The organism is Bartonella sp. AA16NXGY (genome assembly GCF_042197325.1).
GTDB lineage: Bacteria > Pseudomonadota > Alphaproteobacteria > Rhizobiales > Rhizobiaceae > Bartonella.
On sequence record NZ_JBHIRR010000001.1, the window covers coordinates 60,606 to 79,256 of the forward strand.

Below are 18,651 nucleotides of genomic sequence, written 5' to 3' on the forward strand. Positions count from 1 at the left end.
ATACCGCAATAAAATCAGTAACGAGGAGGGTAGTTTATTGGAAAAAAATAAACCATGGAATTACTTAACTGATTATTGAATTTTGCTTATTCTTATCTGTTTCGTATGATTAAACATAAGATATTGATTCATAATAATTAATTTTTTTATAGTGAATAATAGTCCTGACGAAAGGCAGCTTTTCTGAAACCACGAAGCCTTTTATATTGAAACAATTAAAATCATTTCTGTGCATATCATGAGTGGAGCTGGTGCATGAGTAAAAGAATATTGAAGAAAGGAATAAAAATATCTCTTATAAGTCTTTTTAAGAGTCAAAGGTGTTGTAACATTAGAGGCTCGTAAATAGTATGATGATGTTAGTTTTCTCCTTCATAAGTGTAAAGATGAGGCGAGACAACAGCTTTTACATTAAATATCGTCCGAACCCAACAAATGAGCGAAATCGCTTTTTAAAAGTTCTGCATAAAAATGTATTTTCAGTTAGTTTGTTAGGAACTATGAGAAATTCCTTTATTGCGCTTAATATAAATAAATCCATATCCCAGACCGATAAGGGCAGATAAACCTGAGCCACAAAGGACCCCAATTTTTGCCGCATCAAGCAGAATAATATCTTTAAAAGCGAGCATTGAAACAAAAATAGACATTGTAAAGCCAATTCCTGCTAAAAAACCAATGAGTAAAACACCTGTCCAAGTCATATGAGGGGGTAGGCGGCATAGTCCTGATTTTACAGCTATATAACTGGCAGTGATAATACCAAGAGGCTTACCGATGAAAAGACCAATGACAACACCCAGAACAATCAAGAATGATTTGTCAGAAGAAAGATCAAAGTTTGCAAAACTTACTCCTGCATTTGCGAAGGCAAAAACTGGCATGATACCGTATGCAACCCATGGATGCAATGCTTTTTGAACACGTGTTACTGGGGCAATCATGGCCCGTTGTCCTTTGCGCATCTTTTTCAATGCTGTTGAAATATGATGCAGATCTGTTTTTGTATTTTTTTCTTGAAGAATTTGCATAGCGTTACTGAGCATGGTGAGTGGCGCTACAAGAGTACGGGTAGGAAGAACGGGAGTCATCATCCCTAAGATTACGCCAGAAAGCGATGGGTGAACGCCTGTTACCATTAAACCCCACCAAATGATTGCACCAGGTAAAATGTAAAGCCATGCTGATGCAAGCCCGATCCACTGAAAAAATAGTACCAAAGCAATACCCGCTCCTGCAATCATTAAACCGCTAGGATCAATGTTTGTTGAGTAGAAAAAAGCAATAATAAGAACAGCGATAATATCGTCAATAATTGCTAATGATAGAAGAATAATATGAAGATTAGAGGGAATTTTTTTCCCTAGAAGAGCAAGAATACCTAGAGCAAAGGCAATATCTGTTGCTGTTGGCACAGCCCAACCGCGGATATGTCCCTCGTTAAAATTGAAGATAAAGTAAATAATTGCAGGAACACAAACGCCCCCTATTGCAGCAACAATTGGTAAGATTGCTTGTTTAAAATCGGCAAGAGCCCCTTCATGAATTTCGCGTCGAATTTCCATTCCTGCGACGAGAAAGAAAATAGTCATAAGGGCATCATTAACCCAGAAATGTAAATCCCATGAAAGAGTGAAATGACCCAAATTAAAGCCAAGAGGTGTATGCCAAAAAGATTCATAGAAAGCAGCATATTTAGAATTGGCAAAAATAAGTGCAGAAGCAGCAGCTAATAAAAGAACAACACCACTAAGAGCTTCAATATGGAGAAAACGCTCGATAGCAGAAAGCGCTTGATTAGTGACACGAGAAGCGCGATTAGGCAGGCGATTTGAAGATAAATCAGACATGAACAACTCCAAGCATCGTCAATTTTAGATTCTATACTCTCTGTATAAATGACTTTGTATGATACCTTCTGTATCATACAAAAGAAAAAAGAGGAATAAAGTTCTTAATTTATAGACAAGATCATCATGTTTAAAGCACAAAATGTTTAACGCGACGCTTCATTTTTAATAGTGAGATGTACTTTGCTTAAAGCCTTAGATAGATCATTTTGTAGAGCAGATTCGAGATCAACTATTGCGAGACCTTTATTATCTTTTGCTTTAATTTTAACGATCAATGTTTGTGGATTTTTAGCAAATTCTCCTAAGGATTTTGAAATTTTTTCTGCTTCGTCATGATTTTTTAGCAGAATTTTTGGGGTCTGCGTCATCATTAGATAGAAATCGTCATAAAGTTCCTTTTTTAGATCATGTTGGCTGTCATTAAGATTTTGCGCAAGATAAGAAAAAAGCTTATCAATGAAACCTGCATCCGTATATTGTATATCAATTTCATTGATGCCAAGGTCTTGAGACGCAGCAATCATTATATTTTTCTGACCAGAAAAAAGCTTTTCATCAACATCAATAACCTTAGCCGAGATGTTCCCAGATCCAACGTTTTTCATATTGAAAGACATTGTATCAAGAAAGAGCATACGTTTTTTTTCATCGTAAGAAATATCAATTTTTCCTGAAACATTAAAGCGCTCAAAGTTCAGATTTTTGAAGAACTCTAAGTCTTTTTCATTCATTTTTTTAGGTAAAACGGAAAGGTTATTGAGAGAAAGAAAAAGCTTTTTAGGGATAGGTTGTTTCCACAAACTTGGTTTGAATTGGAATGATTCGAGCGTTGCTTTCAACTGCGGTATATCAACGGTGATATTATCAACTTTGGCATCCGCTGAGGTAATGGCGAGCAGTATGTTTAGAAGAAGACCATTTTGTGCTACTTTTTCAGCGATTTTATTATTCTCTTTTCTTGCATTAAGATAAGCTTTGATTAATTTTTCAGGAGTTTGCTCAAGCGGTTTCATCTTTAAACCAGATGTTTTAAACTGCCCAAGGAAGAAAGAGCTGTTTTTTTCTGCTTCTTCAAAAATATCGACACTTATATTATTCAAAGAAATGGGGCCAGTAACGGTTTTACCTTGATTGAGAGCATTGTTTTTTCCAAAAATGATAGAGTAGGCATAGTTGATGTCGATATCATGGGCTTTTATTGTATTACTTTTAGCCATAAGTTGCATCTGTTTGGCACCATTTGCTACGATCGTTTTAAGATCCATATTTTTGATACTAACTGAATGGATATGGTTATTTCTAAAATCAGAAAGCTGGAAATTCTTGATTTCAACCGTTTCTGTTCGGTTATTTTTATTTTCTATAGAAAGTTGTATATTGGGAGCAATAATTGAGGAAAGCTCAATACGCATCATTGATTGTAAAAGACGTGATGTTATCGTTCTATCTTTTTCTTTTAAGGATACATTCCGAAGAGAAATTTGGGGAATTTGCACATGAATATTATTATACTTTAAATCAACATTATAAAATGTAAAAGTTCCGGGAATAAAGGAAAGAGGAGGACGGGCAGAAATGGCGCCAATTTTAAGTGATGTACCAGCTGGAACAGGTATTGTCACATTCTTCAAATTGATTTTACCTAGAATGCTTACTTCAGATGTTTCGGCTTTTATGGAATGACGGGCTATTTCTTTTCTTACAAAACCGTCAAGATAGGGTTTTGCAATATAAAATCCACCAACAATTATAATTGCCAAGATAGCAACAAATCCAATAATGCAAGTGAGCCAATATCTGAGGTTACTTTGATACCCACTATTAAGATTGACCATTCTTTCTTCTTTCATTTTTATCACTCTTTGAATTGAGAGTGAAGATAAATTCTTTTAAGCAACGACAAAGGTTTAAATATAGCGTGTACCAGTTTCAACAATTATCTACTCTCTATATTAGAGTTATTCTCATCTTTTTTGCAATATAGCTTTATCAACTTTTATCAATTTTCTTTGGGTTCAGCACTTTATAGAAAAGCACGCATAATAAGGAGAGGCAAGTTTATGCGCATCATAATTTTTTATCACTTTAAAATTATCCTAAAATATTTCGATGTCTGCTTTTATCTTGCTGCTGTTTATAGGAATATTTAAAACATAAAAAATATGTTCTTGTTCATTATAATTTAATGGGGAGAGGTAAGTGTTATGACAGAAAATCAAATAATGGCTTTTTCGATCATTGGTCTCATGATGGTTGTTTTTATTTGGGATCGATTTCGTTATGATCTTGTTGCTATTTGTACTTTATTAATAGCTTGTGCCCTTGGTCTTGTCAGTCCGAAGGAAGCTTTTAGCGGTTTTAGTAATGATATCGTTATTATCGTGGGGAGTGTGTTTGTTGTCAGTACGGCTGTATCTCGCTCTGGTATAATGGAATTTATTATTCAACGGATATGGCCAGACGTGAAATCGGTGCGTCTTCAATTAGCGTTTTTGGTTCTTTCTGTTGTCGTATTATCAATGTTTGTTAAAAACATTGGTGCTTTGGCGATTATGCTTCCGATAGCTTTTCAGTTTGCACGTCGTTCTCAGGTTTCTCCTTCTGTCTTTTTGATGCCCATGGCCTTTGGTTCTTTGTTGGGGGGGCTTATGACACAGATAGGAACATCTCCCAATGTTGTTATTTCAGCGATGCAAGAACGTTTAGCAGGAACACCTTTTACTATGTTTGATTTTACACCAGTTGGTGCGGTTGTTGCGACGGCTGGTGTTGTATATTTGGTTCTTTTTTATTGGCTTTTGCCTGTGCGTGTGCGTTCAGGTGTATCATTTGATGATGCCATTGATATTCGTAATTATGTTGCAGAAGTACATATTCCAATAAATTCACCGATTGTGGGAAAAAATATTGTTGATTTGGTTAAGCCATCAAGTGGTGATGTTATGGTGATTCAAATCATCAGAAACAAAGTATCTATTTCACCATTACCAGATTTTGTTTTGTCTGAAAATGATATTATTTTGCTGGAAGGATCACATACAGGGTTAGATAGCGTGATGAATTCTGCTCGTTTAGAGTTTTCTAAGGGGCGAACTATTGTTGCAGGTGATAAGGACAGTGATATTGATATTATTGAAGCAGTCATTACCCATAATTCACCTCTTATCGGTATTAGTGCGAAAGAGTTTTCCTTATTTGATCGCTATAATGTAAATTTGCTTGCGTTAAGTCGTCAACATGAAAGGGTGCGGGGAAGACTTGATGATATTATTTTCCATCTTGGAGATGTGATTGTTTTGCAAGGACAGGATGCAGTTATTCCAAATTTATTAAGAGAATTGAAATGCTTGCCCCTAGCAAAACGAAATATTGTGTTTGGAAATTTACGACATGGTTTCATCTCTTTAGCTGTTTTATTTATAGCAATTATTTTTACAGCTTTTCATATTGTTCCAGTTGCTTTTTCTTTCTTTTCTGCTGCTGCTGCAATGGTGATCTTTCGTGTTTTGCCCGCGCGTGATCTGTATCAGGCATTAGATGGCTCAATATTAGTGCTATTAGCGGCTCTTATTCCAGTGAGTGAAGCGTTAGAGAAAACAGGATGTACGGATCTCATTGGTCAATGGCTGAGCCAATTGGCAATATTTTTCCCGCCATCCGGTGCTTTAGCGCTTATGTTGGTGACAGCTATGTTGGTTACGCCATTTTTGAATAATGCAGCAACAGTGATGATGGTAGCACCAATTGCGTCAAGTTTTGCTCATTCCCTTCATTATAAGCCTGAAGCTTTTTTGATGGCTGTTGCAATTGGTGCGGGCTGTGAGTTTCTTACACCTATTGGACATCAAAGTAATATGCTCGTGATGGCGCCAGGAGGATATCGTTTTAGTGATTATCCACGTTTAGGTGCTCCATTGGCGGTGTTGATCGTTATTATTGCTGTTCCAATGCTTATGTGGGTTTGGCCTTTACAATAGGATATTTTTAGAAACTTTAAGAATCAATTATAAAAGGTTGTTAATCGTATGAAGATAAGTTGAAGGGATATACTTTATATAAAGAGCTTTAACTGAAGATTTGGAATTATACCACACTGTAATCATGGCGCTTCGGTATTTTTGATACAGATAAAAATTTATCTATTTGGTTTTAGTAGATATTCATGGAAATTTACTGTTTATTCAAGTTTTTTCAAGAATTGGTTTTTCTATTATAATTGTATAATCCAATACAACCAACGATTGCGGTTGAAGACTTTAAAAGATTATTCCTCTATATAATGGAGAGAAAGTTCGCTTGAGATGATAGGCAATCATGATAAATATTAAGGCAGTGAATTTTTCATAATATGTAAAAGCTGTAATGTGAACAAACAGGGTGCTTACATCATTTTCGATTAAGACTGTTGCAAAAATCTGATTGAATTGGCTACATGTTGATTTAAAATAAATAAACGAGCAATTTAAAGATTTTTAGTTAATTAGGGCTACCATCTTTATCCATTTATGCGTAAAAGCACAGGTGAAGTAACTTTTTTCAAGGTATGATATATGTCGTATGATAGTTTTATTGCTGAAGTGAATGCAGAATTTCGTCAGGAAAAGGCGCTTGCTTTTTGGAGACGGTATGGTTTTTCAATTATTGGAGCGGCTGTTCTTTTTATATTCATGATAGTTGCTTATCAAGTTTATCATCATACACAAATAAAGAAAGCTGGTTATATTGGTGATGCATTTGTAAAGAGTCTTGATCTTGCGGATACACGTGATTTTGATAAAGCGATAAAGCAATTAGAAACTGTTAAAACCTCTCATTTTGGGGGGTATCCTTTTCTTGCTCGTTTACGTGAGGCTTCTTTACTCATGGAGAAAGGTGATATTATTAAGTCAGTGGAGATCTTTGATTCTGTTGCAGCGGATGAGAAAGCACCGCAGATTTTGCAGAAAGTTGCAAAAATTCGGGCAGCTTATATTCTGGTTGATACAGGGACATTAGCTGATGTTGAAAAGCGCATCAAAGATATGGCAAGTGATACCGATCCTATGCGTATGTCTGCAAGAGAAGCTTTAGGCTTAGCTGCTTATAAGGCGGATAAAATGGATGAGGCGGTTTATTATTTTAAGAAAATTTCTGAAGAAGGTTCTTTGGGTTTAAAAATAACAGATCGGGCTCGAATGATGCTTGAGCTTATACAAGCTGAGGGCAAGGCAAATAAGGAATAAATCGATGAGCCTTACCATTGCTATCGTTGGTCGTCCCAATGTTGGGAAGTCAACACTATTTAATCGTTTGGTTGGGCAAAAATTGGCTTTGGTTGATGATAAGCCTGGTGTAACACGTGATCGGCGTATTCATGCGGCAAAACTTCAAGATTTACGTTTTGATGTGATTGATACGGCTGGGCTGGAAGAAGCAGGTGATCATACACTTGAGGGGCGTATGCGTTCTCATACAAAAGTTGCAATTGATGAAGCGGATCTTATTTTATTTGTATTTGATGCAAAGAGCGGAATAACACCAAGTGATTTAAATTTTTCTTCATTGGTTCGCAAATCAGGAAAGCCAATTGTGCTTGTTGCCAATAAGTCTGAGTCAAGAGCGGCAACAGGAGGAGAGTATGAGGCGTGGTCATTAGGTTTGGGGGAGCCATGCCCAATATCGGCTGAACATGGTTTGGGACTTAGTGATCTGCGTGATGCAATTATAGATGCTGTTGGGTCAGAGCATGTTTTTGGCAACAACAAAGAAGAAGATAGAATGATACAACCTGCATCTGTTGGTGATGATGTAAAGGATTTGGAAGAAGAGGAGCTTATTTACGATGAAAGTAAGCCCATTAGGATTGCAATTGCGGGGCGTCCCAATACAGGAAAATCCACTCTTATCAATAGTATGTTGAAACAAGAGCGATTGTTAACAGGACCAGAAGCAGGACTCACGCGTGATTCTATTTCTGTAGATTGGGAATGGCGTGGTCGTCATATTAAACTTTTTGATACTGCAGGTTTACGTCGAAAGTCGAGAATTCAAGAAAAATTAGAAAAACTATCTGTTGCAGATACTTTGCGTGCTATTCGTTTTGCAGAAGTGGTGGTCATTGTTTTTGATGCAACGATACCTTTTGAAAAGCAGGATTTACAAATTGCTGATCTTGTGATTCGTGAAGGGCGTGTTCCAGTTATTGCTTTCAATAAGTGGGATCTTATTGAAAACAGTCAGACTACATTGATTGATTTGCATGAAAAATGTGCGCGATTTCTTCCTCAAGTTCGTGGTTTGAGAGCTGTTCCTTTATCAGGACAATATGGTCAAGGGTTTGATAAACTGATGGAAAATGTCATGATGATGCACCGTGTATGGAATCGTCGCATTTCGACGGCTAAATTGAACCAATGGCTTGGAACTGTTGTGGCACATCATCCACCTCCTGCGGTTTCTGGACGTCGACTTAAGGTTAAATACATCACACAGGTTAAGACACGTCCTCCTGGATTTATGATTTCCTGCTCGCGCCCCAAAAGTATGCCTCAGTCGTATTTGCGTTATCTTGTCAATGGGTTACGTGAAACATTTGATATGTCTGGTATACCCATTCGCATATCATTACGAGCCTCTGATAATCCTTTTGCGACACGTTCCAAGAAGAAATGATAACTCTTTAATTTTTTAAGTGAATGAAATCTATACTTAAGAATCTTAAAAATAAGTTTTTTAAATGATCGTGCTTTTCATAAAAGAAAAAGTTTTATTTGCTAAAGTTTTAATTTTATTGATAATCATTTATCATGAGCGCTATTGAATAGAGTTCTCTCATCTTGATAAAGATCATTTATTTGCATGTCATGAGAAGAGTTTAATAGGGAGTATTTAAGAAAGAGTACATAATCCTCTTAATGGGTTATTAAAGTGCAAGAATAGATGCAATATGAGGGTAGGGGAATGTAATTATGATGCTTGTTTGAAAAGCAGCATTAGATTATCGTTTCATAAAAATAAAGCTTATGAATAAGCGCTTTTGCTTACGATAGTTTGTCTGAATAAAAAGCAAAAATATTTGCTGAATCTACGGATATTCAATTGTAAAGAGCGAAATTCATAAAAGTGGATTAAAATTGTATAAAGTAGTATGGTAATCGTATTTAAATTTTATTGTGTTCTATTGGCTTAATCTATTTGAAATTTTGGATTTATTAATATCTTGTATTTAAAGGACCTTCTCTTAATACCCTCAAGCTCATTTCGTGATGAGGCCTGTAATGGCGTATATAAAATACTTTACGAATAGGATCATATAGAAACCATTGATTATTTCATTTTCATAAAATAAAAAGTGCAAGTTTATTCGAATAAAAGGAGAAAACCAACGCTCTCATACTGTTTTTAGCTTTCTATGTTCTCTTTCAAAACTAGGACTGATATAACATTGGGAGTCGGAAAATAAGATGGTATTGGTTTACACCTTTTGTTAAGTGTAAAAATGGTTGTTCTATGAGTTTTATATTATTCACGTGAACTTTTCGTTATACATTCACGGGTGCTGTCGTGAAATCGGTTTAGGTGCTTGGAATATCTTTTTAAGAAAGCGTGTAAATTGAAAAATACGTTATTTCTGCAATAAAATTTATACGATAACTTGTGATAGATTTCTTTTAGTATCTTGACGAATAAATTCGGGAACAATATGATGCACACGGTTTTATGAAATGTATTCTTACGTTGCTTTTTAATTAAGGAGCCAATGATGGCGATGGGCGAGAAACCCGTTATGAGCCGTAAGGAGGCTGAAGAGGAAAAGCAAGGAGAGTGTCTTCATTCAGAGGATTTGGAATGTCGTAGTAGGAACTTAAGCGTAGCTTTAGTGCGCAAGCAAGCATTAAAGAAGCGGGAGCATAGGAATAAGCGGGAAAAATCACAAGGAAGGATGGCAGGTGCAATTAAGCTTTCCAGTGAGTTTCTGGCAAGTATTATAGTTGGTATTGTTTTGGGGTTGGGGTTTGATAAGTTAGCAGGTTCATGGCCTTGGGGATTGGTATTTTTTCTCTTCTTTGGATTTGCTGCTGGTGTATTGAGTATTCTTCGGTCTGTGGGGTATGTTTCCTCCAGTCAATTAGGAAAAAAAGGCGTATTGCGCCAAGATAAACAAAATAAAGGGGCCAATGAGAGGTCCGATAAATGAGGTTGAAGTGACAGCGCACGCTCCAGATCCTATTCATCAGTTTGAGGTTTTAAGGCTGATTAAGATTTCCATAGGAAATATGGATTTATCGTTTACAAATGTATCATTGTTTACAGTTCTCACGGTTGTTGTAACTTCTATTTTTCTCTTTATTTCATCATCGAGTCGTGGATTGGTTCCAACGCGGATGCAGTCTCTTTCGGAAATGGCATATGAATTTGTAGCATCGACTCTGCGGGAATCATCTGGTGTGCAGGGAATGCAGTTTTTTCCTTTAGTTTTTTCTCTGTTTACTTTTATTTTGGTTGCTAACTTTATTGGTCTCTTTCCTTATTTTTATACGGTTACGTCTCAAATCATGATCACGTTTTCGTTAGCAATAGTGGTAATTTTGACGGTGATTGGTTATGGCTTTTATAAGCATGGGGTCAGTTTTTTGAAACTGTTCGTTCCCAGTGGAGTTCCTGTTGTGGTTTTACCTCTGGTGACAATGATTGAGGTTATTTCTTTTCTCTCCCGTCCAATTAGTCTTTCTCTTCGTCTTTTTGCGAATATGCTTGCTGGTCATATTACGCTTAAAGTGTTTTCTGGGTTTGTTGTTTCAATGATTGGGGTAGGAATTGTAGGTGTGGGTGGTTCGATTTTACCGCTTATTATGACTGTAGCAATTACTGCTCTTGAGTTTTTGGTCGCATTTCTTCAGGCTTACGTCTTTACGGTTTTAACTTGTATGTATCTTAATGATGCAATTCATCCAGGACATTAATAGAACTGGCGGTTTTCCGTCGAATAATGCAATTTCGCTTTAAAGGAGAATAACATGGAAATGGTGCTTGCAGCAAAATATATTGGCGCTGGTCTTGCTTGCTTTGGTATGGCTGGAACAGCTTTAGGACTTGGTAATATTTTTGGTAGCTATCTTTCTGGTGCATTACGAAATCCATCAGCAGCAGATAGTCAGTTTGGACGTCTCGTCTTTGGTTTTGCTGTAACAGAAGCTTTGGGAATTTTTTCATTGCTCATTGCTTTATTACTTCTTTTTGGGGTTTAATCATTATCAAAAGGGTATATCTGTTCTTGCATGAGGAAAGATTTACCCTTTTAGGCTCTTAACTAGAGAGATGCCAGAGAGATGTTTGTCAGTTATCATCGGTTATAGAGGGCTTTAATAAGCTATTTAAAGGATGAAAGAAGATGTTTGTTTCAAGCGCTTATGCACAGAACACTGAAACGTCGATAGAACATATTAAAAAGGTAGCAGAGCATGCAAATCGTGTGTTTCCGCCTTTTGATTTTGTGCATTTTGGTTCGCATTTTTTCTGGTTGGCAATTTCTTTCGGACTGTTTTATCTTTTTATCTCCCGTGTAATTGTACCACGTATTGGCGGTGTTATTGAAACACGGCGAGATCGAATCGCATCTGATTTAGATCAGGCAATGCGCATGAAGCAAGAAGCAGACATTGTTGTTGAAACTTATGAGCGGAAATTAGCAGAAGCGCGTTTGAACGCGCAGGCTATAGCGCAGGTAGCTAGTAAAGAATTAAAAGAAAAGGCAGAGCTTGAACGGAAAGAAATTGAAGAGAGTCTAGAGAAAAAACTCGCAGATTCTGAAAAACAGATAGCAAAAATTCGGGATAAAGCGATGCAAAATGTTGGTTCTATCGCTGAAGAAGTAGCTCTTGAAATTGTGAAAAAATTGATTGACGTTGATATCAGCAAAGAGGCTGTTCGTTCAGTTGTTAAAACTGCGGATTATTGAGGAAGACAAAGATGACTGATACTTTTTGGGCATTTGTTGGGTTAGTTCTTTTTTTGGCTCTTTTAGTCTATTTCCAAATTCCACAGAGGGTTATACACCATCTTGATGCGCGCGCGAAACGTATCAAAGATGAACTGGATGAGGCTCTGCGTCTTCGTGAAGAGGCACAGGAAATATTGGCTGAATATCAACGCAAACATGCAGAAGCAGAAAAAGATGCGCAAGAAATTATTGCAGCAGCAAAGCATGAAGTTGAATCCGTTATTGCTGAGGCCCGTGCAAAAGCAGAAGAATATGTAAAAAACCGCAATAAATTGGCAGAACAAAAAATTGCCCAAGCAGAAGCGGATGCAATACGCATGGTTTCTTCATCGGCGATTGATTTGGCAATTTCTACAGCAGGTACCCTTATTGCAAGGGAAATAGATTCTAACAAGGCAGATGAACTTATCAAAGAGTCTCTTGAGAAAGAATCATTTATCAAAATGAAAACATATCTTAATTAATGATATTTGAGAGATAAAGAACAGTCTCTTTGGTTGCATAATTTTCTCAATATTAATTAATAAAAGTCATAAAAAAGAAAAAATTATCTTCATTGTTTTTATCAGTTAATAGGGTATTTTGATTTTAAATGACAAGTTTTGAGAAGTCTGCAACCGATTGTGTAACAATGTGAGTGCGTTTGAGAAGAGCAAGACGGTTAGCACGAACATCAGTTTTTTTATCATTCACCAATACTTTTTCAAAAAATATATCAATCAATTTTCCAAGTGGCGCTAGCACACTGAGTGCAAATGATAAATTTGTTGCATTGATGGGAGCAAGAACCTTTCTTTCTACTTCACAGATTGCATGATAGAGCTGCTTTTCTTCTTTCTCGACAAAGAGCTCAGGATTAATTTCATTCGCTATTGTTGTGCTTTTTTGAAATTCATTTTCAAGAATATTGGCAGTACGTTTTACAGAGGCTACAAAGTTCATTCCATCGTGGGTATTGATGAAAGCGATAAGCGATTCGACACGACGTGCAACCAATAAAAAATCATCAGAATCTTTATTTAAAACGGCTTCAAGGGCATCGTAACGAGCGCCTTCCTCTTTTAGATAGATTTTCAAACGGTCATGAAAAAAGAATAACAGATCTGATAAAATATATTCTGTTTTTTCTGGAAGCAGATTCTGCAATTGTGAATTTTCTCTTTGAGAGATTTCATATTTATTTTTTTGTTGTAAGAAAAGATTCGTTGCTAACTGGAACAGCGGCATAAGATTGATTTTCCAATCTCGCGAAAGTACAAGCCTAATAATTCCCAATGCTGCTCGTCTTAACGCATAGGGATCTTTTGAGCCCGTTGGTTTTTCATTAATGAGCCAAAAGCCAACGAGCATGTCAATTTTGTCGGCGAGCATAACGGTTATAGCTAGTGGTTCTTGTGGAAGACGATCTGTTGGTCCTTGAGGTTTATAATGGTCTTCGATTGCTACAGCTACGCGAGGATCTTCCCCTTGAAGAAGGGCGTATTTTTGCCCCATAACACCTTGTAGTTCAGGAAATTCTCCGACAATTTCTGTTTGCAAATCAGCTTTTGCAAGGATGGCTGCACGTTTTGCTAAAAGAGGATCTGTTTGTATCAAAGGGGCAATTTCTTGTGCGAGTGTAGCAATGCGTTCTACTCTTTTACCTTGTGTACCTAATTTAGCATGAAAGGTTACATTCAAATGATCAAGTCGCGCCATTCTTTGATCGAGAGGTTTTTTTATATCAAGCTCAAATTTTTTTATAGAAGATTCCAATTGTTGAAGATCAGGCAAATCATGCTGATCGGTTTGCCAAAAATGAAGTGCATCAGAAAGACGGGCACGGACAACCTTACTATTTCCTTTCGAAATTTCTTTGCCTTCATCATTTGCAAGAATATTAGAAACGAGAATAAAATGATGAGAAAGTTTTACTTTTTCTCCTTGTTTGCGGGTGACAAAACATTTTTGATTGGCTCGAATGGTCAAGCGAATAATTTCTGGAGGAATATCAAGGAATGATTTGTCAAAATCACCCATCAGGATAACAGGCCATTCAACAAGACCAGCAACTTCTTCTAGGAGGGGATTATCTTGAACCAGTTCTAAACCGTTTGCAAAGCAGAGATTTTGGGCATCAGCTAAAATAATATTCTTTCGTCTTTCGGCATCCAGAATGACTTTATGGGTTTCAAGTTGAGTAACATAGTCATCAAAGCGGCGCACTTGAAATGGCTCTCCATCACTTAAGAAACGATGACCATAAGTTAAATTATTGCTTTTAAGAGAACCAATTGTAAACGGAATAACATGTGTTTCACCAATTTCTGGTCCGAAGATGCAAAGAATGTTTTGTAAAGGTCTAATCCACTTCAAAGTACCACTTTGTGCTGAATCTTTTCCCCAACGCATAGATTTCGGCCACGGAAAGTTGCGGATAATATCCGGTAAAATATCGGCAATAATTTCTTCTGCAGCTCGACCTTTTTTAACAATTTTAGCAATATAAAAATGACCTTTTTTATCATCATGTCCAATATGCGCTTCAGAAACATCATTTAATCCTGTTGCACGTAGAAAACCATCAATTACATGCTGTGGTGATTTTATACTGGGACCTTTGCGTTCTTCATGGACATCTTTGGAGCGTGTGGAAAGTCCGCGTATGTCCAATGTTAGCCGACGAGGTGTCCAATATTCACGAGCAGCTTCATAGATCAATCCAGCATTTACAAGTTGATCTGTAACAGATTTCTTAAGATCAGCAGCAGCTTTTCGTTGCATACGTGCGGGGATTTCTTCACTGAAAAGTTCAAGAAGAAGATCAGACATTAGGCTTCTCCAGTATATATTTGTCCAGCTTCTGTGAGTAAAAAGGCTTCCCCACAACGGCGCGCGAGATTACGAACGCGAAGAATGTAATTTTGTCGTTCGGTTACAGAAATAACGCCACGTGCTTGCAAAAGATTAAAGATATGGCTCGCTTTAATACATTGATCATAGGCAGGAAAAACACAGCGATGGAATACATTTTCTTTATTTGGTTTTCCAGCATCAAGAAGTGCGCTGCATTCGCGTTCTGCATCGATAAAGTGCTGATGGAGCAGTTTTGTATCAGCAAATTCGAAGTTATAATATGAGTATTCCTGTTCTGCCTGTAAAAAAATATCTCTATAACTTATTTTGTTTTCTCCCTCCAAACCATTAAAGTTAAGGTCATAGACGTTATCAACCCCTTGGATATACATCGCTAGACGCTCAAGACCGTATGTGAGTTCCCCTGAAACTGGAGCGCATTCAATGCCGCACACTTGTTGAAAATAAGTAAATTGAGAGACTTCCATTCCATCGCACCAACATTCCCATCCAAGCCCCCAAGCACCAAGAGTGGGACTTTCCCAATCATCTTCAACAAAGCGAATATCATGCAGTTTTGTATCAAGCCCGATAGCTTGTAGCGACTTTATATAAAGTTCTTGTAGATTGAGCGGAGAGGGTTTGAGAAGCACTTGGAATTGATAATAGTGTTGTAAACGATTTGGATTCTTACCATATCGGCCATCTGTTGGACGTCGAGAGGGTTGGACATAAGCAACTTTCCAAGGGCGTGGTCCTAGAGAGCGTAATGTTGTTGCTGGATGAAAAGTCCCAGCTCCGACTTCCATATCGTAAGGTTGCAAAATTGCACACCCATAGTGTGCCCAATAATTTTGCAAAGTTAATATTAGTCCCTGAAAAGAACGTTTGGGGTTAAGATGTTCAGGCAGTTTCACGCTTTATACTCTTTATATTGAACTAAACAAAAAACAAAGTAATTTTAGTTTCTCTATTTATTATTTCATGTGGTTTATGGTTAAGCATCGTTTATTGCAAACCAAATTTCAACTTTTCTTGAATTTGTTCAGAATTTTCTGGTTTTCCGTCAATTGCGTGGTTCCATTGAAAGATTGCTTCACGTTTACGCCCAACTTTCCAATAGGCATCCCCTAAATGATCATTTAGTGTTGGGTCCTCAGGTTGTAATCTGACAGCATTTTCTAATATTTGCACTGCTTTATTATATTCTTTTAGTTTATAATAAGCCCACCCTAAAGAATCGAGAATATGACTGTTGTGAGCTTGTAAAGCAGAGGCTTTTTGTAGCATACGGAGCGATTCTTCAAGCTTCTCACCACGTTCCACAAGGGAATAGGCTAAATAATTAAGAACCTGCGGTTGATTTGGGAAAAATTCAAGTGATTTTCGCAAGTCAAGTTCTGCTTTTGGCCATTGCTTTAAACGTTCAAAAGCAATACCACGCTGATAAAAGAGTTTCCAATCGTCCTGCTGAAAGTTTTTTATCTTTGTAATAGCGTAGTCTAGAGTTTTAATGGCCTCAAGAAATTTATTGTCCTGCATATAAAAAGCAACGAGCGTTATCAAAATATTACGATCATTGGGAAATTTTTTATTTAACAATGTGAGTAATTTTATTGCTTCTTTGTAATTGTTGTTATTGGCAAGAAGGAATGCAAGATGAAGTTGTCCATCTTTATAATAAGGAGATTTAGGGGATAAAGCGCGATAAAGTTTAATTGCTTGATGTGGATCGTTCAATTTAGCAGAAATGTGTGCGAGCTGAAACAGTGTTGCGTCATTTTGAGGGTATAAGGCGAAAGATAATTGCTTAAAAATACGTGCAATTCGCCCTGAGTTTTTGTAGTTGAGGGCTGTTCCAAAATTATATAATACCTCGGCTGCTCCTTGTTGAGGTGTTTTAATAACTCTCTCTAAGAAAGAATTTTTTTCAATTTTTTCTTGAAAATTTTTAAGGACTTCTCGACCTGACAACATTTGTTCGCCATGCTGGATTGTTTGAAGAGCTTGGTTGCGCATATTATGGCGCAATTGGAATGAGGCATAGGCTATGATAATACGCTCATAAGTATTAGGAGCGATAAGAGTTCCCTGTTTGTTACTCAGTGCTTTAATGAAATATTTTTTTGCATCCTTTGGCCGTTCTGCAAGGTCGCTCATAAGTGCTAGATGATAAGATATAAAAAGATCATACCAGACAGGACCTTTGAGTTTCTTAAGATCATCGATTGCCTGAGATTTTTGTCCAGATCCAAATGTAATCCAAGCGCCGATGAGTTCAGGTATTGGATTATTGGACGTAGGAAGTTCCTTTAATTTCAGAAGAGCCTTGGCATTCTTATAATCTTTTTTGATGAGACTTTCTACTGACAAAGTTAAGGAAACAAAGGGAGTTATAACATCGTTCTCTTTGAGTTTTTGGGCTTGTTGGACAGCTTCTTTAAAGTTTCCGACCGAGAGCATAGCTTCAAGGAGCTCTTTTTGTGTTTCAATGTTATCAGGTTGATAAACCAGTGCTTGTTTAAAATAATTGATAGCAAGTTCTGTTTTATTTTCATGATTTGCAACCCGTCCAGCTAAATAAGCACCTGTAAATGAGCTTGTATGAGTTGCTGCACTTATTTTACTGTAGGTGAGGGATGGCATCAGCATGATACCCACGATAAAGAGGGCAAAAAGTCGAGATACCGTTGCAGAGCACATGGAGCTAATCCTTTTCAAGATAATCAATTGATGGTGTTGTTTATAGATCATATCTCATTACTTTGTTGAGAAATACTGCGATTCTTGCAAAGAATTCAGTTTACGCGCGCAATACAAAATTCAACAGTCTCAACGAGAGCATTATAAGCAAGATTTTCATTCATGGGAACAAGAGCATCAATTGCATATTTTCCATAGATGCGTGCTTGTTCTATTGTATCTGTGATACTATCATACTTTTCCATTAAGTGTTGCGCGTGTGCGAAGGATTCATCATTATTATTGCCATCTTCAAGCGCTTTTTTCCAGAAATCTTTTTCTACCATATTCCCACGCTCATATGCGAGAATAACAGGCATTGTGATTTTTCCTTCTCTAAAATCATCCCCTATATTTTTTCCTAAGTTTTGAGCACTACCGCTATAGTCAAGTGCATCATCAATTAATTGGAAAGCTAAACCTAAGGATGTTCCATATTCACGTAATGAAGAACGCTCTTTATTTCCATAGCCAGCAATAATGGGTCCTACTTCAGCGGCTGCTGAAAAAAGTGCTGCTGTTTTTGCATCGATGATTTTGAGATATTCTGAAGGGCTGGTTTTTATATTTTTTGCGGCAGAAAGTTGCATAACTTCTCCTTCAGCAATAATTGCAGCAGCGTTGGCTAGGACAGAGAGCGCTTCTATGGAACCGACATCGACCATCATTTTAAAGGCCTGGCCCAATAGGAAATCACCAACAAGTACACTTGCTTGATTCCCCCAAATCATCCGTGCTGTAGATTTTCCACGTCGTAAATTACTTTCGTCAATCACATCATCGTGTAGCAATGTTGCTGTATGCATAAATTCAACAGCTGTTGCGAGTTTTATATGCCCGTCACTTTGATAACCGAACATATGAGCAGAAGCGAGCGTAATCATTGGGCGTAATCGCTTTCCACCTGATGAAATAAGATGGTTAGAAATTTCAGGGATCATCTCAACCTCTGATTTTGCCATAGAGAGAATAAATTGATTTACGCAATCCATATCTTTTTGAGTAAGATTGACAAGAGGTTGAAGAGAAATTTGATTATTTCTTATTTGTTTTGGTTTGATAGCTGCACTCAATGTGTTTACTCCTAGAGTATTGCAATGGACATATATAAAATTTACTTTATTCATTAGCATAAAGGGGGTTTGGTTTTGACTCAAGCTTTTGATGTCGTTTAAAAGTGTTAGCTTGGAATGTTATTGGCAAGAAATGTTCTTTAGCGAGTGTAATCTTATTGTTATAAAA

14 protein-coding genes are annotated in these 18,651 nt (G+C 37.0%); 8 read left to right on the forward strand and 6 right to left on the reverse strand.

Annotated features, from left to right (window positions below):
- Positions 1–491: 491 nt before the first annotated feature.
- Together nhaA and ACFINK_RS00250 are read right to left on the reverse strand one after the other, a co-directional pair.
- Entirely contained in the window at positions 492–1,850 is a 1,359-nt protein-coding gene (nhaA, locus tag ACFINK_RS00245; protein WP_375638033.1) for a Na+/H+ antiporter NhaA, read from the reverse strand.
- A 146-nt stretch (positions 1,851–1,996) separates the two neighbouring features.
- Complete coding sequence (locus tag ACFINK_RS00250) at positions 1,997–3,703, reverse strand: aq_1923 C-terminal domain (protein WP_375638035.1); 1,707 nt, start codon at positions 3,701–3,703, stop codon at positions 1,997–1,999.
- Positions 3,704–4,057: 354 nt separating this feature from the next.
- Here ACFINK_RS00250 and ACFINK_RS00255 point away from each other — a divergent pair, with 354 nt between their 5' ends.
- The 8 genes from ACFINK_RS00255 to ACFINK_RS00290 all read left to right on the forward strand — a co-directional run bounded on the left by ACFINK_RS00255 (position 4,058) and on the right by ACFINK_RS00290 (position 12,296).
- Positions 4,058–5,830 carry an SLC13 family permease gene (locus ACFINK_RS00255; RefSeq protein WP_375613534.1) on the forward strand — a complete coding sequence of 591 codons (1,773 nt, stop codon included), beginning with the start codon at positions 4,058–4,060 and terminating at the stop codon, positions 5,828–5,830.
- A 573-nt stretch (positions 5,831–6,403) separates the two neighbouring features.
- On the forward strand, positions 6,404–7,075 hold the full coding sequence (locus ACFINK_RS00260; protein WP_375612087.1) for a tetratricopeptide repeat protein: 672 nt from the start codon (positions 6,404–6,406) through the stop codon (positions 7,073–7,075).
- A 4-nt stretch (positions 7,076–7,079) separates the two neighbouring features.
- Positions 7,080–8,504, forward strand: coding sequence for a ribosome biogenesis GTPase Der (gene der / locus ACFINK_RS00265; protein WP_375638037.1), 1,425 nt, complete (start codon positions 7,080–7,082; stop codon positions 8,502–8,504).
- 1,090 nt (positions 8,505–9,594) lie between these two features.
- Positions 9,595–10,029: an AtpZ/AtpI family protein gene (locus ACFINK_RS00270; RefSeq protein ID WP_375612110.1), complete on the forward strand. Its 435-nt coding sequence runs from the start codon at positions 9,595–9,597 to the stop codon at positions 10,027–10,029.
- Between the two features lie 7 nt (positions 10,030–10,036).
- The gene (locus tag ACFINK_RS00275; protein ID WP_375638128.1) at positions 10,037–10,795 is read left to right on the forward strand and encodes a F0F1 ATP synthase subunit A; all 759 of its coding nucleotides are present in this window, start codon (positions 10,037–10,039) and stop codon (positions 10,793–10,795) included.
- A gap of 54 nt (positions 10,796–10,849) precedes the next feature.
- A complete protein-coding gene (locus ACFINK_RS00280; RefSeq protein WP_005773968.1) occupies positions 10,850–11,080 on the forward strand; it encodes a F0F1 ATP synthase subunit C in 231 nt (76 codons plus the stop codon).
- A 143-nt stretch (positions 11,081–11,223) separates the two neighbouring features.
- Entirely contained in the window at positions 11,224–11,790 is a 567-nt protein-coding gene (locus ACFINK_RS00285; RefSeq protein WP_375612089.1) for a F0F1 ATP synthase subunit B, read from the forward strand.
- Between the two features lie 11 nt (positions 11,791–11,801).
- A complete protein-coding gene (locus tag ACFINK_RS00290; RefSeq protein WP_375638039.1) occupies positions 11,802–12,296 on the forward strand; it encodes a F0F1 ATP synthase subunit B in 495 nt (164 codons plus the stop codon).
- A 124-nt stretch (positions 12,297–12,420) separates the two neighbouring features.
- Here the strand turns inward: ACFINK_RS00290 and glyS are convergent, their stop codons facing one another.
- The 4 genes from glyS to ACFINK_RS00310 all read right to left on the reverse strand — a co-directional run bounded on the left by glyS (position 12,421) and on the right by ACFINK_RS00310 (position 18,542).
- Positions 12,421–14,643, reverse strand: coding sequence for a glycine--tRNA ligase subunit beta (glyS, locus tag ACFINK_RS00295; RefSeq protein WP_375638042.1), 2,223 nt, complete (start codon positions 14,641–14,643; stop codon positions 12,421–12,423).
- Positions 14,643–15,584, reverse strand: a complete 942-nt coding sequence (locus ACFINK_RS00300) for a glycine--tRNA ligase subunit alpha (protein ID WP_375606430.1) — start codon at positions 15,582–15,584, stop codon at positions 14,643–14,645. Before ACFINK_RS00300 ends, glyS begins: the two co-directional genes overlap by 1 nt.
- Before the next feature lie 91 nt (positions 15,585–15,675).
- Complete coding sequence (locus tag ACFINK_RS00305; RefSeq protein WP_375612092.1) at positions 15,676–17,370, reverse strand: tetratricopeptide repeat protein; 1,695 nt, start codon at positions 17,368–17,370, stop codon at positions 15,676–15,678.
- A gap of 95 nt (positions 17,371–17,465) precedes the next feature.
- A complete protein-coding gene (locus ACFINK_RS00310) occupies positions 17,466–18,542 on the reverse strand; it encodes a polyprenyl synthetase family protein (RefSeq protein WP_375629760.1) in 1,077 nt (358 codons plus the stop codon).
- Positions 18,543–18,651: the final 109 nt, after the last annotated feature.